Genomic DNA, 17,307 nt, shown 5'->3' with positions numbered 1-17,307 from the left:
CTATATCTGAACTCGGTTTTTCTGGGTTTGTTTTTTCAGGTTGGCTGCGCCGCGCTTCAGATCGTCTTCCACGGTGGCGATCAGCTTCAATGCCTCGGCGCGGGCAGCGATTGGATCGCGCGCGGCAATCGCATTGTATAGGGTGCGATGGTAGGGAAAGCTCGCATGGCCAAAATCACGCACGCCAAGGGGATGCTCCCAAAACCGGTGAAACATCTCGTACATTGCAGCGATGATCTGCTCGAACAGCGGATTACCTGATGTGCGGAAAACGGCCAGATGGAAGTCCCAATCTTCGTCAGCAGACATGCCGTGCCGCTCATGAAAAGCTTCTTCCATCCTGATCAGTTTCTGCTCGATCATCGCGATGTCTTCATTGCTGACGCGCTCGGCTGATAGCGCTGCAGCCTCCGCTTCGAGGCCGCGCCGAATTTCAAGCGTATGCATCAAGCTCTTGAAATCATTGCCGGAAGCTAACGTCAACGGCATGTGCAACATATTACGTGTAACGGCGGCTTTCAGGTAGGTGCCACTGCCCTGCCGCCGCTCTACCAGTCCCAATTCCTGCCAGCGTGTAAGCGCTTCGCGAACCGTAGTACGGCTGACTTTAAGGTGTACAGCAAGTACGCGTTCAGTTGGCAAACGGTCGCCCGGGATCAGTCCTTCATCGGTTACAAATTCTACAAGCGCCTGCAATACCGCGTCGTCGCGCGAATATGTATGCACCGGAGAAAGGATCGGATTGATCAAGGAGAGCGCTTCCTAAATTGGTTGGACCATTGGGCCAATTCAGCATGAAACCAATCACGAGTCAAACGCCGATATCGAGTGCTACCCATGAAAATTGCCGCTTCACCGGCTTTTGTTGGTTGAGAAAGATGCAAACGCTGGAAGGCATGCTGCCCGACATTTGGAAGGTTCGTCGCGCACGCCGCGCTCCTCAGCGAAAACAGACGTCAGACCGAGGAACGAGCGCGCCGCAATCAGGACGCCAAAGCTCGGCGTCGGAGTGAGAAAACGTTCAACAATCGCGAAAAGCGCCGCATAGAATTTGTGGATACTCGTCGTCGAGGACGACGTACAGGTACGCCGTGGCCGTCGCGCCGCTCCAAGACACAGATTGTCAGGGTGACTGAGGCGGGATCCGGCATGGAAGCGCTCGACCTTCTTGCGTCGCATCCGGAAATTCGGGTTGTGTTTATGGATATTGTCATGCCAAGCGGCATGTCAGGTGACGAGGTGGCCGACACAGCGCGAATACCCGCGTCATGAAATAAAAATACTCTTCACTTCCGGCTACCCTGGCGCATTGGGTTGGGAACCGAAACAAGTTCCTGCTTTCCCCAAATACTTGCATAAGGCATGGCGGGTATTTGGCTCATAATTGGCCCGGCAAACTACACGACCGCCTTTATGTACCGCGCGCAGAGCGTTCGGGATGACCAATCGGAGCAAGTATAATAGCTGCGTCCAGTTCGTCAGGAGGCTTTCTTCCGAGTTTCCCGCCCATGCAAGGGTGCGAGATGCACTAAGGCGTTCGGAAAGTCCAGACGTGGAAATGGTTCATTGAAACCGGTTGATTATTGTGGCTCTGGATGTGCGGATATCCATCTTGGCCATGGTGTGACCGTGAGACCGAATACGTTGAAGCATTTTCCGCACAAGCGTGGTCTTGCTGGCACGGCGTGGTTCCACGATCAGCACCACGGGGGTATCTGACAGGGCTTCCTCGACCCGATGTTCCGCAAACCGATCGTACATTCCGACTCCTGATGAATAGAACTATCCGTCGTGATAATTAGAAGTTAATGACTGGATGATTAGAATTCTCTTTCCTGCCATCCAGAACCCGAACCCTGGAGGAATACCTTCTGTGGCGATTAATTCATGAACATGCAGGTTCGATGCATACCGGAGAACCGATATTGACAATACGGCCATGGCCGCATGGGCTTCCATATCGATCTGTTGTACAGCTTTGGCTTCGTACAACCCGTAGCTGAGGAGAAATTCACGGGCCTGGCGAGTGCGTCATGAGAATTGGAACAGAACAATTGTCGAGAAGTATTCTTTTGACCTCGCCAAGGAAGGCCTCGCGAAAGCGGGAATGCACAAAGGCTCCCATAACTGGGATCGACGGTTTGATCGACGTGGACTCGTCGTGATGGGCGATCAGCGGCTCCTTGCAGAGGCGGTCCTCGCTGGGCATGAATTGCCAGTCACCATTGTCCCATTTACGCAGCAGTGACGGGGTTAACTCATAGCGTGCATCGCGCTGTGCCCCGGGGAGAAGGTCTCTGTCCGTTGCTTTGCTGGCGACTATAAAGAGTTCAGGAAACCATTCCACGCTATCAGCGACGCCGAGAATCTTGTTGTCGCGCGGCGGCGCTGACGAGTTTGGTCTCGGTCAGCGTAACGGCGCGGCAATTATCGTCGCCGCCATGAAAGGTTCAGTTGTGGACTGGATGCATTGAATTGCCGGTTTTCCACGGAAATCCGGTGCCGTCGACGTATATCAGGCCACTTTGGCTAACCCCGTCAGTTTTATCTGTGTCAGCAATGACCTTTCGTCATAGACATTCCATTCATCGACGATCTTGCCATTCTTGTAGTGATAATGCGTCATGCCCATGATCTGCACCCGCGCGCCGGTCGGCTCGCCCAGCTCATGCAATATCCGGTATCCAAGATGGTGCCCTTCCATCAACCAGCGAACGGCAACTTTTATGCCGCCTTCTTCGCAGGGTGTGGAGCAGATATGCGGCACCATATAGGCGGCGTCCGGGACAGAACCCACCAGGCCGAGATGCTGATGCGTTACTGCAGCTATGCCATAAAGCTCCTTCATGAGCGGGCCCCCGATATCGCCGCATCCTTGTAGGAACCGACGATCTGCCACCGCTCCCGCGCCGCCTGTTCGCGGCAAAGCCGGAACTGGTCCTCAATGGATGCTTCGTTCTGCTTGTCGTCGGAATAGCGGGCGTAAAGAGCGGCGCGGGTCATGGCGGCGGCGTCCTTCCTATCTAGAGGTTCTTCAAATCCTTGATGAGCGCGAACAGATGCAGCGGGTCGGTGGGAGACGGCTGGAAATCGAATCGCTCATAGAACGTCCGTGCCGCGTCATTCTTGGCGTGAACGACGAGCGCGCGAACACCGGCAATGTCGGCCACTTGCAGCGTGCGCAGGATGGCGTCGCGCAACAGCCCCGCGCCGATCCTCTTGCCCTGCCAAGCCCCGCTGACGCCAAGCCGAGCCAGCAGCATGACCGGCACAGGATGCCGGGCTAGTCCCTTGGTCAGCCGCTCGGGCGCTTCCTCGTGGCGGACTTCGCCGACAACGAGCGTGTAGAAACCCACGATGGCGTCGTCATCCGCAATGCCGATATAGGTCTGCGAGGCGTTCGCCATCTGGTTCGGGAGCGCGAAACGGACCAGAAACCGATTCAGCGCGTCCTCGCCGCAGTCGAAGTTCTCGACGGCATGATGGCGATGCAGCTTTTCGATGCGAAGGTCCGTCACGAACGATTGTCGTCCGAAAAGACGCTCGGCTCGTTCAGCAGCTTGCGCAGGCGCGGCAGATCGCGCGGCGCGGCGTCCAGCGCGGCAACGAAGGCTTCCCATTTTTCGGGCGGAAGTTGGAATATGCGACGGTCAGCAAGGGTTTCCTCGGCGCGGCCAAGCGCACTTTCAAGCACGAACTCGCTCAAGGAACGGCGTTGCGCCTGCGCGGCGGCGGCAAGGGTGTGCTTTGCCTCCGCCGTCAAGCGAAGGTCGAGTTTTTCGGTGCGGGTGATGCGTGTGTTCATGGCGTTATCTCCTGAACGCACGTTATCAAAACGCCAGACAATGTCAAGACAATCTGTTTGCGGCATCATGCGTCCTTTCCATCCGGCTCGTGCTGCCGTGTCGGTGACGCGTTGTCATTGGCAGCCTGCAACGCCTCAAAATGCTCCCGCGCGATCTGGCGTCCGATCAGCCGGGCTATGGTCAGCACCACCTCATCCACCCGCGCGGACGCATCGGCCTCATGGCCCCTGAACATTAAAGGGGCACAGATATACGGTAGAAGATCGCATCGTCTCGGCTAGACGTTAGACGGGGTGTTAGTAGAAGCCGTCCGGTAGCCATTCACCGAGATAATCTGTCCTGCTGCTACCCCTCGCATGATGACATTACAGTTGCGTGAGCTGGAAGCGGATGGCGTCATCAACCGGATCGTCTACCCGGAGGTGCCGCCAAAGGTGGAATATGAACTCACCGCGTCAGGCGTTTCCCTTGCCCCCGCCCTGATCGCAATGCGGGATTGGGGAGAGCGACTTCAAAGGAACGAGGGAAGTGCATAGCTACGATGAACGTGGCATCGAATGCACAACTCGAGGTCCGTCTATACGTCCTCAAGAACATTTCGCGCCCTGCGCGACCCTTATTTTTCAAGCAGACTTTTGGGCAAACGCCGGTTGTGGCCCTCAACGTGAGTGCGTTGCCGATGACGCTGGCGGAAGAGAGCGCCATGGCGGAGATAGCGATGAGCGGCGAGAGCAACAGGTCGAAGACGGGACAAAGCACACCCGCCGCAATCGGCCCGCCGGCGGTGTTGTAGATGACGCCGGAGGAAAAGCGCGGCTCAGGCCACTGACAGCCTAGCCGCCAAAGCCAGCAGCACGATGCCAATCACCACCGGCACGAGCCAGCCGGTGGGCAACGTCGCAGGGAGTACTGCGGAAGTTCTGGACCGCGTTGTCGCCACAGGGCTCGCCGAAGTTTTCTTTTGCTGTATAGTTGCCAGACAGCCGGATCGCCTGGCGACTTCCTTGCGTGTCGACGAAATCTTCGCAGAAGACCGGGCTTAAAATGATGGCATGGATAATTCACTTACCGAGGCGCTGATGTGTGCCCCAAGTGCCGGGGTACTGACAGCACCAGTTGCTTCCAGTTTCGCGGCGTGTTTGCAGTGGTAATCTTTTTCAGATCTATGCGTTGCGTCGTCCGGTGATCGTGCATTGGACAACCTTTTCTGCGATGGCTTGTGGATCAGAGATACCCCTGGAAAAGACAAGCATTACGAAACGTGCCAGCCGCTCACAATATTCTTGATTTTTGACATCAACGTGCAGGGCTGAAATAACGAGTTCGTAGGCTGATTTCATCGCCCTCCAATCAGCTTCGGTATACTGGTTCTCTGTCCAACTGCGAAATGGCAATCAGCGGCTTCTCCTATAACGTTTTGAGAGTACGCTTTTCGGGCACTATTTCAATATGACCCGATTGCTACTGCGTTGAGCGTATGTGCGCGGCGAGCGCCTCCAGGATGTCAGCGAGGCGCTCATTTGCCAGAGCAAAGGCATCTTGCTCGTTTAATCCGACGGGAGACTCAACAGGGACGGATCCCCATACAATACCGAGCCTGCCGTCAAAATCAGCTTTGAGATTAAGCATTACAGTTGATCTTTCGGGATCATACTTGATGTTTGAAATATCGAACTTATCGATTGCACTCACTTGGCATGCCCCTGAAATGAAATTTGGCCAGCTGACGGCTTGCTGGTCTGTTACCGAGTATGTGATCCACTATTGGGATAGATGTCATTCTACCGGCATTTCTCGCGCGTCATTCGAATGGTAATCCTGTCCTGCCCGGGTCGGTTTGGTGCCTGACGGGATACACTGACATTCACTGTGCAGCTATGGCTGGTTAGAGTATATCCTGAACCTGATTTCGTAATGGTCTCTATCGGTTGTTGCTTTAAAGCATTCGCTACATCATTGTTGCCAAGGATCGCGTGCAACGCTTTCGAACTATCCCAAAAGCCTGACAGGGCGGCAGGCGCATCACCGGGAAAACTCACCGAACACAGAGCCAGGACAATGAGCGAAGTAGCCTTCATCATAGTTTCTCCCAATGATTTTACCGAGCAGCATACGATGCATCAGAGTTCTTTGCGATCTCAGGAAAGCTTGCCCCCGGTCCGCGTCAACCAGCAACAGGATTTGCTATCCTTCTTTCGCGACCCTGCCCCGAAGTAGCCGCCCGTCATTCTCATCAGCAGAGCATACGGCGGCATTGTTGCGTTGAACACCTCCAGCCGCGGAGCCTGGCGAGATGCATAGCCCATCGATTGTATCTGTTCAATAAACGCATCGTTCGCAATGTGGAACTGGCATATCGGGAATAATCAACGTATGCCCTGAACGCCATCCTCCCTAATGGCGGTAGTTTTGATCCCAGCAAAGATTTCGTATCCATGACCACTATCGATCTTATCAAGAAGCGTCGCACTCAATATGCATTGGGCAAAGCTATCCCGATCTCGCAGGACGAGGCGATCACTTTGATTGAGGAAGCAGTTCGTCTCGCTCCGTCATCATTTAACTCCCAAAGTTCACGGGCTGTAATCCTGTTCGGAGAGCAGAGTGAAAAACTCTGGACGATCACCCGGGAAATATTGCGCAAGATCGTTCCAGCTGATGCCTTTGCCTCGACTGATGCAAAAATGGATAGCTTTGCAGCCGGTGCCGGCACTGTACTGTTTTTTGAAGATCAGGAAACCATAAAGGACTTGCAGGAGAAATTCCCGCTCTACGCTGATAATTTCCCGGTTTTCTCCGAGCATTCCGCGGGGATGGCGCAGTTTGCTGTCTGGACTGCCCTTGCTGAAGTTGGAATTGGTGCAAGTCTTCAGCATTACAGCCCTCTCATCGACGACGAGGTAGCATCGACATGGCAGATCAAACCGTCATGGAGGATGAGAGCCCAAATGCCTTTCGGCTCCAATGAGGCGCCGTTGCCAGAAAAAACGTTCATCGACGATTCGCTGCGCTTCAAGGTGTTTCGCTGATCATCAATGCAAATCAGCCCGGTGCCCACGGCACCGGGACCCTGTCTGCAACCGTAGATGCTCGCCCGAACCTGCAAAACGAATTCCGGCTGGAGGTACCTGATGATTACAGCCAACCACTTGACCTGCACCAGTCAGGGCACAGGAAGGAAATAGCCTTCGCTGTACCAAAAGTTCCCTTGAAACGTCGATCCGTACTGTCCGCCAGGAAGGTTCTGCCAGATTGCCATTGCGGTGGGCCTGTCTCAACTGCCATCACCGCTACCCACGAATGATTGCCGATAGGACCCTCAAGGCAAAAGCCATCCAGCAGGGTCCCATGGCGATTGACCGATTTTAACAAGGTTTTGCCGTTCCGCATCTTTTCGGCTGGCACGTGCCATTAGTGCTTGCTGCGTGCCATTGCATCCAGATGAGAAATCGCCCCCTGTTTTCACCTGTAAGGCAACAAATCGGCCGCTGTTGAGAGATCCGCTTCCGGGCAGCATCTTCACCCCGCCGGGCGATAGTCATAAGGCAGCGAACCCTTCCGGTCTGTTACAAGCGAATTGCGTCCGTGATCCGGTCGACGGCCTGCTTTGCGCCCGCAACGTGCGAAGCATCGTCCGTGTAAGCGGCGGCATGTCGCAACAACTCTTGCTTATCCCTCTGCGTCTCGAAAAATGTGAGATAAGGTTTCATGGGAGCCGTCCTCGATGGGCGACGCAGCGGCGGTGCGATCGGACTATGCCGAAATAAGCCAAACATTGCTGCCAGCGGGAGAACATCTGCGGAACCCCGCAGCCAATTGTATTTTAGAATCTGCAGCCAACTCCAGCGGACTGATCTAAACGATCGTCGAAGACTGCGCTCCATCCATATTGACAATGACGCCAGTGATGTAGCTGGCCCTGGGCGAACTCAGGAAAGCGACGAATTGCGCGATATCCTCCGTCCGGCCGAGTGGAATGCGCTTCAAAGCATTGGCGAGAGCATCCTCCACGGTTGTTCCCGCCAGCGCTGCTTCGGCCTTCATCCCCTCGGCGACGCGACCGGTTTCCGTCAGGCCCGGATTGATGCCGACCACGCGCACGCCCTGCTCGGCATAGGCCTTGGCGAGACCGACGGTGGCCAGCATCAAGCCGGCATTTGCCGCTCCTCCGGCAAGATGCGTGGGTGATGCGATTTTCCCGCCAGAACCTATGACGTTGACGATCACGCCCGCCCCCCGGACGGCCATACGCTTCACCACCGGATCGATGACATTGATATAAGAAAAATATTTTGCGTCCATGGCGGAGCGCCACAGTGCGGGTGTCAGATCGGAAGCCGGCGTGCGCCTGGCGGCACCCGCACAATTGACCAGGATATCTATGGGGCCGATGTCGCGCTCGATTTTTTCTACGACCTCGAGCGCCTGGTCTTCGAGGCTGAGGTCGGCGGCAAATCCGAGGGCATCCGGCAACTGGACAAGAGCACTATCCAGGTTCGCCTGCGACCGCGAGCTGAGCACAATCCGCGCTCCTTCGGAGGCAAACAATCGAGCGCAGGAAAAACCGATCCCCTTCGAACCACCCGTAACCAGTACAATTTTCCCTTTGAGATCAAGATCCATTGGTTGCTCCACGTTCAATCATTGTGTTCGAAATTGAGGAACTATCCGGCGCCTTCAAGATGGACCAGGTACGGGAAGTGCCATATGCCGATCCTGCCCGCTTTTTGCGAGCTCCTCACCCACAAATCCGCTCGACTTCATGTCCTTTATGAAACTCCGAAGATAGGCTGCGGCAGCGTTTCTGCTTCTGGGAACCCCCATCGCCTGCTCGATCGTCATGAACTGGCCGTCCAGGGCACGCAAATCAGGACGCCCGGCGGCGAAGGCTTCAAGGGCCTGCCGGATGCCGCGGCAGCCTCCAACCGATCCTGGAGGAAAAGCTCAAGCGACATCTCGGAGCTCGGAGCGTGGACGAGTTCGGCGTGTTTGATCTGGCGCGAAAGAAACAATTCATAAGCGGTCTTCGTACCCACTGCAATACGCAAGCCGGGGCGGTCAATCTCATCGATTGCCGTATAGGGAGAGTCATTCCAGACAATGTAAGCGCCCTCGATCGCAAGATAGGGTGCGGTAAAATCAATCACCTCCTCGCGTGCGGGCTGGATCGCAAGGAGAGCGACATCCCAGGCGCCGGACGCCGCCGAATCCGTGATCAGTCCGGGTGTTTCAAACGGAACAAGCCCGAGTTTCACCGCAAGTCGCGCAGCCAAGGCGCGGGCAAGCTCGATTGCGACGCCGCCAAGTCTTCCGGTCTTGGGATCCTGTTGAACCAGAATGGGATTTCCAAGATTGATTGCTGCTTTCAGAATACCGGATGGTGCCAATTGCGCGCGGGCATGCTCTATATCTATTGCCTCGGTTTCGGGGGCTGGATGCATCTGAACCTCCTGAACATTGGTTTTTTCAGCACATGAGGCGCTGCCGGGCGTCTTGCTCATTCTGCTGCATTTGCAACTGCTCTTTCCGTATCCACGAAGCGGCGGGTTTGCTGGACAGCCAGGTCAATCCGGGCGTTGATCTGGTCGGATGCGATCCGATAGTCGACGAAGTCGCAGTCCGTGGCGAAAATACCCGTAGCCAGCATATGAGCCATGAAGAAACCGAACAAGGGGCGCAACTGATGCTCGATGATCAGCGCGTGCCGGTCACTGCCCCGCGTGGCCGTGAGGAGAACGGGTTTGCCCTGCAGCGACAGTGGGTCGAGCAGATCAATGAGCTGTTTGAAAAGGCCGGTATAGCTGCCTTTGTAGGTGGGGTCCCAACCACCAATATGTCGGCAGCCAGGATATTCTTGAGGATTTTCGCGCCAGCTGGGTCAAGATCGCTGGCATGGCGGGCCGCTCCGAGCGTATCGCCGAAATCGAACAGATCATAGACTTCGGCTGCCAGACCATATTGTCTGCCAATCCGGCCGACCACATCGGCAACAAGAGACCTGGACTTGGAGGGACGCTGGAAATTTCCGGAGAGGCCGATCACGGTCGAAGCAGGCATGGAAGACATCCTTTTGGTCAATAATGCGGATGGAATGATGCAGGAACGGAGTTCACCAAATCAGCGCTCGGGCCGTTTGTGGATCGGGTCCACCCAATAGACTTCTTCGGGTTTTTCCACCGGATCGACGTCGGTAATGTTGACGACCACCGCTTCATTGTCCGAGCGGACGAGAACGCAGTCCAGCGGCTGATCGGAATCTGCATTGATCTCCTGGTGCAGCACGAAAGGCGGAACGAAAATGAAGTCGACGGCCTCGGCCTCCGCGACGTATTCGAGTTTTTCACCCCAGCGCATGCGGGCCTTGCCGCGGACCACAAAGATCACGCTTTCCAGCTCGCCGTGATGGTGGACACCGGTCTTAGCATTGGGAGCGATGGTGACGGTCCCTGCCCATATCCTCTGTGCGCCGACCCTGGCATGGTTTATCGCCGCCTGGCGAAACATGCCGGGCGTCTGCGCCGTGTTCGAATCGAGCTTGTCACCTTTGATGACGCGCACGCCGTCATGTTTCCAGCGGTCGGACTGCTGTTGGGGATGATCGTGATGGTCGGACATGGATCTGCCTTCAACTATGGATAGGATGAGTAATTATTGCAGAAAGTGGCGCGAAGCCTTGAGACTTTCCCGATTTTCGAAACGAGCAAGCCAATTTGCCAGCCTCGCATGTTCGGATCGCCAGTCAAACCCGGAAAAGCGAAAATCAAGATATCCCAGAGCACAGGCAACGGCGATAGTCCCTATGTCGGCACGCTCGTCAAACCCCTCCGCTGCCGATTCCAGTGCGGCGATGGCAGACCCGATCTTTTCCCATTGCCCGCTTCTCCAGGCTTCCCATTGCAGTTCCGCCGGCCGCAGGCTACGTCTCGTAGCGAACGAGCAATGCCGCATCCAGGAAGCCGTCAGCCAATGATTGCCGGGAGAGCGCATCCCATCGCGGCTGCCCGGCTGGCGGGAACAGCTGCACAGCATCCGATTGATCATTCAGGAATTCGCAGATCACCCGGCTGTCGAAAATGGCCGTTCCGTCGTCGGTGACAAGTGTCGGAACCTTGCCGAGCGGGTTCTTTCTGACCACATTCTGGTCGCGCTGCACCGGCTGGGGCTTGGCCTCCACCAGCTCAATTCGGGACACGAGGCCCGTTTCGATCGCAACCACCAATACCTTGCGAGCATAGGGCGACGTCGGGGAGTAGAAAAGCTGCATTGCTGTTACCTTGATTGTTGAATTTGCCCGGACGATGCGGACACGCGGCGTGCCCGCGCTGGCTTCCGGTCCCGCGCCTGCACCAGTTCGCGGACACGCGGCAGCAGTTCTCGCCCATACTGGACGGCATCCACGAGTGGATCGAACCCGCGAATGAGAAAACTTGTGACGCCAAGATCGTAGTAATCCAGCAAAGCGTCGGCTACCTGATCGGGCGTGCCGACGAGCGATGTCGAATTGCCCTTGGCTCCAGTCAGGCTGGTTATGCCCGTCCAAAGACATTTATCGAGACGCGGACCTTTGCTCGCGGCAGCAAGGAGCCGCCGCGATCCTTCGTTCGGCGGGGTCTGCCCCGCCGCGACGCGCTGGCGTATGTTGTTGGGCGCCCTGCCATCACCGCCGCTCTCGCGCAGAGCGCGGGCACGCGCCAGAATGTCATCGGCCCTGGCCCAGGCTTTTTCTTCCGTATCGACCAGGATCGGTCTGAACGATATGCTGAAGCGGGGCGTCCTTCCATGGGCGGCTGCAGCCGTCTTCACCCGTCCAAGCAGTTCGGCAACCTGTTCACAGGTTTCACCCCAAAGGGCATAGATATCGGCCTGCTTGCCGGCAACGGCGATGGCCGCATCGGACGCTCCACCGAAGAAGACGGGAATGCCGCCGGCACCGACCGGTTGAATCTGCCCAGTGTATTTCAACGGCAGGCCGCTTACTGACCGCAAGGGCCAGCCGATTGCCGTCGAGGCCGAGAGCTTCGCAGTCGTCGGCGGACGCTGGCTCCGGGACGGGACCCGCATCTACGGCCAAGGTGAAGTCGGGCCGAAGCCGACCGTCTACTGGTACGTGGTCGAGGGCGCCGACCTCGAAAGCTTCAAGGCGCTGAACCTGCGCTATGCTCGCGACAAGAATCAGGCCTACTACATCACCAGCAAGACTATCCGCACAAAAAGCCCGGCGGCATTCGAGATCGTACCGGAGCTCCGGCTTAATTATCGCGATGGCACCCGTGAATCCCTGCACGATGTCAGTGTCATCGCCCGGGACCGCGAGGCGGTCTATTTCTTTGGGGCCCGTCTCGAGGGCGCACGACCGATTGGTTTCCGCGACCTCGGCCACGGCTATGCCACCGACGGCGAGAAAATCTGGTTTCTTGAGGAGAAGATGCTGGTCGAGACAGCGGATGCGACGACCTTCACGGTGCCAGGCCCCGGTGAACCCCACGTGCAAGGTCGCCCGAGCGGTCACTGCGTTACCGACCGTTACCAACCTTATGTCCGTGGCGAGCCATGCGACCCGAAAAAGTATGTCGATGATTGGCGACCGTTTTTCGAGGCGAGAGCGGATATCAAAGACTGGTGGTGGCACAAGCTCGTGAAAGACAATTGAGCGGTCGCGTTCTCACTCTCCCTGCTTGGCTCGATCCCGTGCTTTGGCTTGCACCGGCGAAATGTCAGCCGCCGGAAAATGACGTGTCATTTCCCGTTGTTTTGGAAATACTTTCTTGCCACGTTGTCGAAAACAAAAGCGATTATAACGAGAAACACCACGATTGCGCCGCAAGCGATCGCGGTTCTGGGCCATCCATTGATCAACCCGCTGATGCCGAATGCCGTTGCTATCAGAATCGTTAGGAGGACAAGTTTTCTGAGCATTGACAGGCCCTTTCCGGCGCAGCGCCAAAAGTATGTGGCAAATGCAATGATCTATGCTGGAGGTGCGCAGGTCAACTGGACCTGGATTTTCCTGTTGGCGATCAACGCCGGTTCACTCGCGAGGACAAGTGTCTTCGTCCCGTCATTTTTGATCGTGATAACACCTTCCTGCAATACTTCTCGCACACCTCCTAAATCTACGCTGCTCTTATAGGTCGCCAGCGCCGAATAGCATCCGCAATCACCAATTGACTTGTGTAATTGAAAACTGGTGCTGACTGAGACGACGTTCGTTTCTGTCACAGTTTTTACGGCTTTGACCGTCACACACACCGCCAGTTCATTCTGAAAGGCAACGCCGCCAGCTTGGGCGGCGGCTGCCGCACTGCAGAGAATTGCAGATAGCACTGCACCTTGGATCAGTCTATGCATGGGCGGTCCTCGTTTATCGCGGCGGCAATTTTTTGATGCAGCCCAGAATGTCCGTATCGCAAACGGGAACTTCGGACCGCGTTGCCGGCTCATCCAGCCAGCGATGATATGCGCTGCGAATTTCCACGTCCTTGTAACTATAGATTTTCGCCTTTTTGCCGATGCGGCTCGCTTCCAGCGCTTTTGGAGTTACAGCCATATGAAAGGCCAGCTCGTTGAACTGCCAGACTTTCCAGTCCTTTTGCCGCTCAATGACCCGTACATGATAATAAGGATCATCCGGTCGCTCCGGCCCTACTTTGTAAACATCGGCCCACCGTACAATTTTAGGTGAGACGGATAGGACGATGCTCTCCTGATGCTCCTGGGCCGAAACTGGACCGGCTGCGAGAACGCCAGGGAATGTCAGAATCGCAACCCATCTCAAAGGCTTCGGCATTGATTTTCTTTCATTTGTCGATTCATCGACTTTGTCGCAGACCGTTAACTGAACCAGTTTTCCCATTTCGCCTACATTCCGCTTAATCGCGTTCCGGTTCGTTGAACCAGAACAGGGCAACGATCGTGCCGACAGGCATGAACCAAGAGACGAGCTGAAACCAACCGCTTCTGTTTGTGTCGTGCAGCCGGCGTGCGGTAACGGAGAAAAACGGTATCATTGTAACGACCAGCAAGATCGAAACAACAATGTCCGGAAGATTGAGCTGGCCGAGCACGAAGAGAAGCATCAGAAAAGCATCGCATACCAGAATTCCGTACGGCTCGCTCTGCTCTTGAAATCAAGGTATCCGATAAAGAATCTAACGACCGCAGTCGGAAAGTTGACAGGCGAAGCCGCCATACCGAAGCGGTTAGGGCCTTGGGGTAGTTTGTTCTTGTAGGAAACTACAAAAACAAAAAGCAGCGAAACCAATATACCAAAAGCGAAAATCCAATGCATTAAATCTGGAAGCTCCTTTTTCTAACAGTCGGTCGGGGAAGTCCTCAGTAAGTCGGGAATACCGTCAAGGAATTGGCTTTACAAGGAACTGATAAACGGGCATGGGTTCCCTGGAGCCGTTCGGGAAAATGAAGGTACCGCTATAACATTTTTTGAACATTATTCGAAATCGTGAAGAACAGATTTCAAATTCTCTCTTCACCTATGGAACCGAAACCTACATCCGCGAACCTGTCATCGGTGACATCCAATAAGGTCCCGTATACTTTTGCATTTTCGCAACAAGCTGACTCGGATACGCCTATGTTTCATTTCAAGGGTAATTTATCGTGGCAATCGACACTGAATTGTTGTCACTGGCCACGTATTTTACCTTTTTGGTCAGAGCTTACCTTTTTTGCCATGGTAAATTACCCTTGAGCGTTTTTAGCGGCAGCCAGTGGCGCCTTCGTTCTCGGCGGCCATCTTTTGCCTCAAACTCAACTTTCATAACGGATTTTTGGAAATTTGCGTCAGGCAGCAACGCTTGCCTCACGTCTGATTGAAAGAAAAAACACGAACTGGCCGATTTTGCCGGCAAGCGTGAAGCATGAAGCATGTAAGGCAGCTTCGTCGGCTGCTCTTGTGACCCCAGCGCTTTGGCCCGCGGCGAAAGTTCTTCGTCTTGGCCACCTCGACAAAGAGAAACATGTCGTCCAACAGGGCCATCATGCACTTCAACTTGATGGGATCGGAGATCCCGGTGACTGCACCGGAATAGCACATTGCGCCAGGATTGGAACACTGCGTTCCCAACCACCGACTTGTCCGGAGGTTTCTCGAACCCCGCTTCAGGGCTCACTGCAAAGGAGCTTCCTGTGATTTCCCTTCCGCAGGCCGATCATCTCGACGTCATCGATCGTTTAAGTTAGCGCAGGAGTGGTCGAAACTGAGGTGCACTGCCGGCGGCAGGCGTGCCCCGGGGCCGGTGGAAATATCGTTCTGGTGCAGCGGTGGGAGCCAATCGCGATGCCATCTGGTACGCTTCTTCGCCCAGGAAGTCGCTGTCGATAATGAGATCGGGCTGAAGCGCAACAATCTTCTCGATGCTGGGCTCCATGAAGGAACCGAGATTCACCACACCCGCCGCCTCTGCTTTCGACCTCAGATCCTCATCACTCATCCCGAAAAGCGGAGCGCCAACGACAGGCAGGCCAAGCTCCAGCGCTATGCCAAGGGTGAACGTCGGAACGAGGGCTATAATGCGCTTCGACTCCTTTGGAGCGCATAGCGGTGGGTGGAGGATCGCAGCTTCCTCGATAAGCCTACCGTCGCACTGCGCGAAAGCGGGAGAAAACAGCATGATGCCTATCATGAACAGGACGATGGTATGCATGGGCGATCCAAACATGAAGATGTCGCATTAATCCTTGGTGGATTCCACAAATCTTTTGCCGCGAGACGAACCTGTCAAAGCGGAAGATCGATACGGCTGGTCCAGTCTGGATCGACAGGATCGTGCCTTTTTCCGGCAAACGTCACTATTGCCGCCTGACGGCGATCCTACGGAATATGCCAAGGTCTTCGAAGCGGTGTATCCAGAAGCCCGGCATCGCCGACAATATATCGACGCTGCGATCTCCAAGGGTATCCGCCACAGACCATGGACCAATGACGGAGTTGGAGCGGCTCCCGGATTTATTTCGACACCTTGTCGGATTCTCCCGTCTCCGTTCGTCTTAACTGCATCGGGCGGTGATTGCTCGCCCGCGAGATGCACGAACAAAAGAGCTGGCAGCACGACTGCTTGATACTGTGCTCCGATCTCGCCACCCAGGACGATCGAGCAAACCCGATCAAACCGAACCACAAGGAGAGTTCCATGCCCAGCACTATCCGCCTGCACCGCGTCATCGCCACGAAGCCTGACAAGCTGTATCGCGCATTCCTCGAACCGGACGCGGTGGCGAGCTGGCTTCCGCCATACGGGTTTGTCTGTACCGTCCACGAACTGGAAGCGAAGGTCGGCGGCAAACACAGGATGTCGTTCCGGAACTTCACGGCTGGCCACAGCCACTCCTTCGGCGGCACCTATCTGGAGCTCGTTCCGGGCGAACGCCTCATCTACACCGACAGCTTCGACGATCCCAACCTGCCGGGCGAGATGAAGGTTATCGTGACGTTGAGGGCCGTGTCTGTGGGCACGGAGGTCAACATCGAGCAGCAGGGTGTGCCGGACGTGATTCCCGCCGAGGCCTGCTATCTCGGCTGGCAGGACTCGCTGGACAAGCTCACGAAACTCGTCGTGCCCGAGATCAACCAGTAGGCGGCCGACCGGGTCGGCGAGCTGCCGGTGACGTTCTATCGCGGCCGCTCGAAGCCACGATCGCAAGGCCCGCCCGGAACACGTTCCGTGGTGGGCATGCCGGATAGTTCCGCGACCCGAACGGGCATCTGCGGGAGATTGTCCGGAACCCGGCGAGCATCCCGGCGGACGGCTCCGCCTGATGTCGTCAGCAACCTGAAAGGAATGATCATGCCCAAGTTTGTGATCATCGGATACGGAGACCAGGAGGGTTACGACCGCACCCCCGCGGCCGTTCGGGATGCAGCGCACGCGCACGATGCGAGGTTGCGCAAGGATGGCGTGTTGATGGGGATAGCGGGCATGCCGGTGCAGGTGCGCAATCCCGAGGCCGGCCAGGTCGACACGACGAATGGGTCCTTCATGGCCTCATCGTTGCCGTTAGCCGGCTTTGCCATCATCGAAGCTGCCAGTTTGGCAGAGGCCATCGACATGGTTTCCCGAACGCCCTGCGCCGTTGCTCACGGCGTTGTCGAGGTGTGGCCACTTGAGAAAACGTCATAGCCCGGCAGTGCTGGCGGAACGTCATATGGCGCGAGCGCATTCCGGGTTCGTGGTCCAACTGCGCCCGCCCCCGAATGCGCGTGAAGCGGGCCGGACCGAACTTCAAAAACGAAAGGACGAGCAATGGCAATCGCCCAACCCGACCATCCGGAATGCATCCTCCTGCATCGTCAGGGGCAGCAAATGCCGCCCCACAGTGGCGTTCCTGAACGTTAGGTGTAGAAGTGCCGATGGGTATCAAACAGCATCGTGGTTTGTGAGAGATGTCCGCGCAGCAGGAACGCTCCAGCTGTGCGATAGTGCAAATGTACGCAAACTGAAGGATCTGGCGCTCACCGCCCGGAACCACATATCTGTACCCTGCG

28 protein-coding genes and 3 pseudogenes are annotated in these 17,307 nt (G+C 56.1%); 8 read left to right on the top strand and 23 right to left on the bottom strand.

The features are described 5' to 3' along the window. Positions 1-747: a FadR/GntR family transcriptional regulator gene (locus ABKW30_RS21835; RefSeq protein WP_348601114.1), complete on the bottom strand. Its 747-nt coding sequence runs from the start codon at positions 745-747 to the stop codon at positions 1-3. Between the two features lie 306 nt (positions 748-1,053). Here ABKW30_RS21835 and ABKW30_RS21830 point away from each other — a divergent pair, with 306 nt between their 5' ends. Then, positions 1,054-1,272: a hypothetical protein gene (locus tag ABKW30_RS21830; RefSeq protein WP_348601025.1), complete on the top strand. Its 219-nt coding sequence runs from the start codon at positions 1,054-1,056 to the stop codon at positions 1,270-1,272. Positions 1,273-1,563: 291 nt separating this feature from the next. Here the strand turns inward: ABKW30_RS21830 and ABKW30_RS21825 are convergent, their stop codons facing one another. The 7 genes from ABKW30_RS21825 to ABKW30_RS21795 form a co-directional block, all read right to left on the bottom strand. Then, positions 1,564-1,761, bottom strand: coding sequence for a hypothetical protein (locus tag ABKW30_RS21825; protein ID WP_348601128.1), 198 nt, complete (start codon positions 1,759-1,761; stop codon positions 1,564-1,566). 250 nt (positions 1,762-2,011) lie between these two features. After that, a complete protein-coding gene (locus ABKW30_RS21820; protein ID WP_348601024.1) occupies positions 2,012-2,347 on the bottom strand; it encodes a universal stress protein in 336 nt (111 codons plus the stop codon). Positions 2,348-2,515: 168 nt separating this feature from the next. Next, positions 2,516-2,848 (bottom strand): ester cyclase, encoded by a 333-nt coding sequence (locus ABKW30_RS21815; protein ID WP_348601023.1) that lies wholly within the window; start codon positions 2,846-2,848, stop codon positions 2,516-2,518. Next, a complete protein-coding gene (locus ABKW30_RS21810) occupies positions 2,845-3,003 on the bottom strand; it encodes a recombinase family protein (RefSeq protein WP_348601022.1) in 159 nt (52 codons plus the stop codon). Before ABKW30_RS21810 ends, ABKW30_RS21815 begins: the two co-directional genes overlap by 4 nt. Before the next feature lie 20 nt (positions 3,004-3,023). Continuing rightward, on the bottom strand, positions 3,024-3,518 hold the full coding sequence (locus ABKW30_RS21805) for a GNAT family N-acetyltransferase (protein WP_348601021.1): 495 nt from the start codon (positions 3,516-3,518) through the stop codon (positions 3,024-3,026). Next, on the bottom strand, positions 3,515-3,805 hold the full coding sequence (locus tag ABKW30_RS21800; RefSeq protein WP_348601020.1) for a DUF1778 domain-containing protein: 291 nt from the start codon (positions 3,803-3,805) through the stop codon (positions 3,515-3,517). The genes ABKW30_RS21805 and ABKW30_RS21800 overlap by 4 nt, the downstream gene beginning before the upstream one ends. Before the next feature lie 65 nt (positions 3,806-3,870). Beyond that, positions 3,871-4,041: a hypothetical protein gene (locus tag ABKW30_RS21795; RefSeq protein WP_348601019.1), complete on the bottom strand. Its 171-nt coding sequence runs from the start codon at positions 4,039-4,041 to the stop codon at positions 3,871-3,873. 103 nt (positions 4,042-4,144) lie between these two features. Between ABKW30_RS21795 and ABKW30_RS21790 the strand changes: the two are divergent. From ABKW30_RS21790 to ABKW30_RS21780, 3 genes and pseudogenes are all read left to right on the top strand, one after another. After that, positions 4,145-4,342, top strand: a pseudogene (locus ABKW30_RS21790) (winged helix-turn-helix transcriptional regulator); the annotation flags it as partial. A gap of 5 nt (positions 4,343-4,347) precedes the next feature. Then, on the top strand, positions 4,348-4,599 hold the full coding sequence (locus ABKW30_RS21785) for a hypothetical protein (protein ID WP_348601127.1): 252 nt from the start codon (positions 4,348-4,350) through the stop codon (positions 4,597-4,599). Between the two features lie 64 nt (positions 4,600-4,663). Next, the gene (locus tag ABKW30_RS21780) at positions 4,664-4,849 is read left to right on the top strand and encodes a hypothetical protein (protein ID WP_348601018.1); all 186 of its coding nucleotides are present in this window, start codon (positions 4,664-4,666) and stop codon (positions 4,847-4,849) included. A gap of 120 nt (positions 4,850-4,969) precedes the next feature. Here the strand turns inward: ABKW30_RS21780 and ABKW30_RS21775 are convergent, their stop codons facing one another. The 3 genes from ABKW30_RS21775 to ABKW30_RS21765 all read right to left on the bottom strand — a co-directional run bounded on the left by ABKW30_RS21775 (position 4,970) and on the right by ABKW30_RS21765 (position 5,887). After that, positions 4,970-5,200, bottom strand: coding sequence for a hypothetical protein (locus tag ABKW30_RS21775; RefSeq protein WP_348601017.1), 231 nt, complete (start codon positions 5,198-5,200; stop codon positions 4,970-4,972). A gap of 67 nt (positions 5,201-5,267) precedes the next feature. Next, the gene (locus ABKW30_RS21770) at positions 5,268-5,498 is read right to left on the bottom strand and encodes a hypothetical protein (RefSeq protein WP_348601016.1); all 231 of its coding nucleotides are present in this window, start codon (positions 5,496-5,498) and stop codon (positions 5,268-5,270) included. An 89-nt stretch (positions 5,499-5,587) separates the two neighbouring features. Then, the gene (locus tag ABKW30_RS21765; RefSeq protein WP_348601015.1) at positions 5,588-5,887 is read right to left on the bottom strand and encodes a hypothetical protein; all 300 of its coding nucleotides are present in this window, start codon (positions 5,885-5,887) and stop codon (positions 5,588-5,590) included. A gap of 354 nt (positions 5,888-6,241) precedes the next feature. Here ABKW30_RS21765 and ABKW30_RS21760 point away from each other — a divergent pair, with 354 nt between their 5' ends. Continuing rightward, positions 6,242-6,835, top strand: coding sequence for a nitroreductase family protein (locus ABKW30_RS21760; RefSeq protein ID WP_348601014.1), 594 nt, complete (start codon positions 6,242-6,244; stop codon positions 6,833-6,835). Between the two features lie 537 nt (positions 6,836-7,372). On the opposite strand, the gene ABKW30_RS21755 is transcribed toward ABKW30_RS21760, so the two are convergent. The 8 genes and pseudogenes from ABKW30_RS21755 to ABKW30_RS21720 form a co-directional block, all read right to left on the bottom strand. Further along, positions 7,373-7,516, bottom strand: a complete 144-nt coding sequence (locus ABKW30_RS21755) for a hypothetical protein (RefSeq protein WP_348601013.1) — start codon at positions 7,514-7,516, stop codon at positions 7,373-7,375. 145 nt (positions 7,517-7,661) lie between these two features. Continuing rightward, positions 7,662-8,429, bottom strand: coding sequence for an SDR family oxidoreductase (locus ABKW30_RS21750; protein ID WP_348601012.1), 768 nt, complete (start codon positions 8,427-8,429; stop codon positions 7,662-7,664). A gap of 215 nt (positions 8,430-8,644) precedes the next feature. Beyond that, complete coding sequence (locus tag ABKW30_RS21745) at positions 8,645-9,247, bottom strand: transporter substrate-binding domain-containing protein (protein ID WP_348601011.1); 603 nt, start codon at positions 9,245-9,247, stop codon at positions 8,645-8,647. 56 nt (positions 9,248-9,303) lie between these two features. Further along, a pseudogene (msuE, locus tag ABKW30_RS21740) lies at positions 9,304-9,863 on the bottom strand (FMN reductase). A 60-nt stretch (positions 9,864-9,923) separates the two neighbouring features. After that, on the bottom strand, positions 9,924-10,421 hold the full coding sequence (locus ABKW30_RS21735; RefSeq protein WP_348601010.1) for a cupin domain-containing protein: 498 nt from the start codon (positions 10,419-10,421) through the stop codon (positions 9,924-9,926). A gap of 33 nt (positions 10,422-10,454) precedes the next feature. Continuing rightward, the gene (locus tag ABKW30_RS21730) at positions 10,455-10,754 is read right to left on the bottom strand and encodes a glutathione S-transferase C-terminal domain-containing protein (protein WP_348601009.1); all 300 of its coding nucleotides are present in this window, start codon (positions 10,752-10,754) and stop codon (positions 10,455-10,457) included. Then, positions 10,723-11,070 carry a glutathione S-transferase N-terminal domain-containing protein gene (locus tag ABKW30_RS21725; RefSeq protein ID WP_348601008.1) on the bottom strand — a complete coding sequence of 116 codons (348 nt, stop codon included), beginning with the start codon at positions 11,068-11,070 and terminating at the stop codon, positions 10,723-10,725. Before ABKW30_RS21725 ends, ABKW30_RS21730 begins: the two co-directional genes overlap by 32 nt. A gap of 5 nt (positions 11,071-11,075) precedes the next feature. Continuing rightward, positions 11,076-11,753: pseudogene (locus ABKW30_RS21720) on the bottom strand (LLM class flavin-dependent oxidoreductase); the annotation flags it as partial. Positions 11,754-11,757: 4 nt separating this feature from the next. On the opposite strand from ABKW30_RS21720, the gene ABKW30_RS21715 reads away from it, so the two are divergent. Then, positions 11,758-12,456, top strand: coding sequence for a DKNYY domain-containing protein (locus ABKW30_RS21715; RefSeq protein ID WP_348601007.1), 699 nt, complete (start codon positions 11,758-11,760; stop codon positions 12,454-12,456). Between the two features lie 317 nt (positions 12,457-12,773). Here ABKW30_RS21715 and ABKW30_RS21710 read toward each other — a convergent pair whose 3' ends face one another. From ABKW30_RS21710 to ABKW30_RS21695, 4 genes are all read right to left on the bottom strand, one after another. Further along, complete coding sequence (locus ABKW30_RS21710; RefSeq protein WP_348601006.1) at positions 12,774-13,154, bottom strand: DUF2195 family protein; 381 nt, start codon at positions 13,152-13,154, stop codon at positions 12,774-12,776. A gap of 13 nt (positions 13,155-13,167) precedes the next feature. Further along, entirely contained in the window at positions 13,168-13,593 is a 426-nt protein-coding gene (locus ABKW30_RS21705) for a DUF5086 domain-containing protein (RefSeq protein ID WP_348601005.1), read from the bottom strand. Between the two features lie 82 nt (positions 13,594-13,675). Then, positions 13,676-13,882 carry a DUF805 domain-containing protein gene (locus ABKW30_RS21700; protein ID WP_348601004.1) on the bottom strand — a complete coding sequence of 69 codons (207 nt, stop codon included), beginning with the start codon at positions 13,880-13,882 and terminating at the stop codon, positions 13,676-13,678. A 1,119-nt stretch (positions 13,883-15,001) separates the two neighbouring features. Next, complete coding sequence (locus tag ABKW30_RS21695; protein WP_348601003.1) at positions 15,002-15,469, bottom strand: ABC transporter substrate-binding protein; 468 nt, start codon at positions 15,467-15,469, stop codon at positions 15,002-15,004. 486 nt (positions 15,470-15,955) lie between these two features. On the opposite strand from ABKW30_RS21695, the gene ABKW30_RS21690 reads away from it, so the two are divergent. Further along, positions 15,956-16,399 carry an SRPBCC family protein gene (locus tag ABKW30_RS21690; protein ID WP_348601002.1) on the top strand — a complete coding sequence of 148 codons (444 nt, stop codon included), beginning with the start codon at positions 15,956-15,958 and terminating at the stop codon, positions 16,397-16,399. A 210-nt stretch (positions 16,400-16,609) separates the two neighbouring features. Further along, positions 16,610-16,942: a YciI family protein gene (locus ABKW30_RS21685; RefSeq protein ID WP_348601001.1), complete on the top strand. Its 333-nt coding sequence runs from the start codon at positions 16,610-16,612 to the stop codon at positions 16,940-16,942. The last annotated feature ends 365 nt before the right edge of the window (positions 16,943-17,307 follow it).

Source organism: Phyllobacterium sp. SB3 (assembly GCF_040009165.1).
In the GTDB taxonomy this organism is placed as follows: Bacteria; Pseudomonadota; Alphaproteobacteria; order Rhizobiales; family Rhizobiaceae; genus Phyllobacterium.
Note: the sequence above shows the minus strand (reverse complement) of the source record. Positions and strands in the feature narration are given on the sequence as shown.

What these genes read in the sequence shown, in the direction of transcription:
- ABKW30_RS21760 (WP_348601014.1), top strand. Translation starts at nt 6,242, where the DNA reads ATGACCACTATCGATCTTATCAAGAAGCGTCGCACTCAATATGCATTG.
- ABKW30_RS21700 (WP_348601004.1), bottom strand. Translation starts at nt 13,882, where the DNA reads ATGCTTCTCTTCGTGCTCGGCCAGCTCAATCTTCCGGACATTGTTGTT.
- ABKW30_RS21725 (WP_348601008.1), bottom strand. Translation starts at nt 11,070, where the DNA reads ATGCAGCTTTTCTACTCCCCGACGTCGCCCTATGCTCGCAAGGTATTG.
- ABKW30_RS21755 (WP_348601013.1), bottom strand. Translation starts at nt 7,516, where the DNA reads ATGAAACCTTATCTCACATTTTTCGAGACGCAGAGGGATAAGCAAGAG.
- ABKW30_RS21825 (WP_348601128.1), bottom strand. Translation starts at nt 1,761, where the DNA reads ATGTACGATCGGTTTGCGGAACATCGGGTCGAGGAAGCCCTGTCAGAT.
- ABKW30_RS21785 (WP_348601127.1), top strand. Translation starts at nt 4,348, where the DNA reads ATGAACGTGGCATCGAATGCACAACTCGAGGTCCGTCTATACGTCCTC.
- ABKW30_RS21695 (WP_348601003.1), bottom strand. Translation starts at nt 15,469, where the DNA reads ATGCATACCATCGTCCTGTTCATGATAGGCATCATGCTGTTTTCTCCC.
- ABKW30_RS21810 (WP_348601022.1), bottom strand. Translation starts at nt 3,003, where the DNA reads ATGACCCGCGCCGCTCTTTACGCCCGCTATTCCGACGACAAGCAGAAC.
- ABKW30_RS21690 (WP_348601002.1), top strand. Translation starts at nt 15,956, where the DNA reads ATGCCCAGCACTATCCGCCTGCACCGCGTCATCGCCACGAAGCCTGAC.
- ABKW30_RS21730 (WP_348601009.1), bottom strand. Translation starts at nt 10,754, where the DNA reads ATGCGGCATTGCTCGTTCGCTACGAGACGTAGCCTGCGGCCGGCGGAA.
- ABKW30_RS21780 (WP_348601018.1), top strand. Translation starts at nt 4,664, where the DNA reads ATGCCAATCACCACCGGCACGAGCCAGCCGGTGGGCAACGTCGCAGGG.
- ABKW30_RS21705 (WP_348601005.1), bottom strand. Translation starts at nt 13,593, where the DNA reads ATGCCGAAGCCTTTGAGATGGGTTGCGATTCTGACATTCCCTGGCGTT.
- ABKW30_RS21795 (WP_348601019.1), bottom strand. Translation starts at nt 4,041, where the DNA reads ATGTTCAGGGGCCATGAGGCCGATGCGTCCGCGCGGGTGGATGAGGTG.
- ABKW30_RS21765 (WP_348601015.1), bottom strand. Translation starts at nt 5,887, where the DNA reads ATGATGAAGGCTACTTCGCTCATTGTCCTGGCTCTGTGTTCGGTGAGT.
- ABKW30_RS21800 (WP_348601020.1), bottom strand. Translation starts at nt 3,805, where the DNA reads ATGAACACACGCATCACCCGCACCGAAAAACTCGACCTTCGCTTGACG.
- ABKW30_RS21750 (WP_348601012.1), bottom strand. Translation starts at nt 8,429, where the DNA reads ATGGATCTTGATCTCAAAGGGAAAATTGTACTGGTTACGGGTGGTTCG.
- ABKW30_RS21710 (WP_348601006.1), bottom strand. Translation starts at nt 13,154, where the DNA reads ATGCATAGACTGATCCAAGGTGCAGTGCTATCTGCAATTCTCTGCAGT.
- ABKW30_RS21745 (WP_348601011.1), bottom strand. Translation starts at nt 9,247, where the DNA reads ATGCATCCAGCCCCCGAAACCGAGGCAATAGATATAGAGCATGCCCGC.
- ABKW30_RS21735 (WP_348601010.1), bottom strand. Translation starts at nt 10,421, where the DNA reads ATGTCCGACCATCACGATCATCCCCAACAGCAGTCCGACCGCTGGAAA.
- ABKW30_RS21815 (WP_348601023.1), bottom strand. Translation starts at nt 2,848, where the DNA reads ATGAAGGAGCTTTATGGCATAGCTGCAGTAACGCATCAGCATCTCGGC.
- ABKW30_RS21685 (WP_348601001.1), top strand. Translation starts at nt 16,610, where the DNA reads ATGCCCAAGTTTGTGATCATCGGATACGGAGACCAGGAGGGTTACGAC.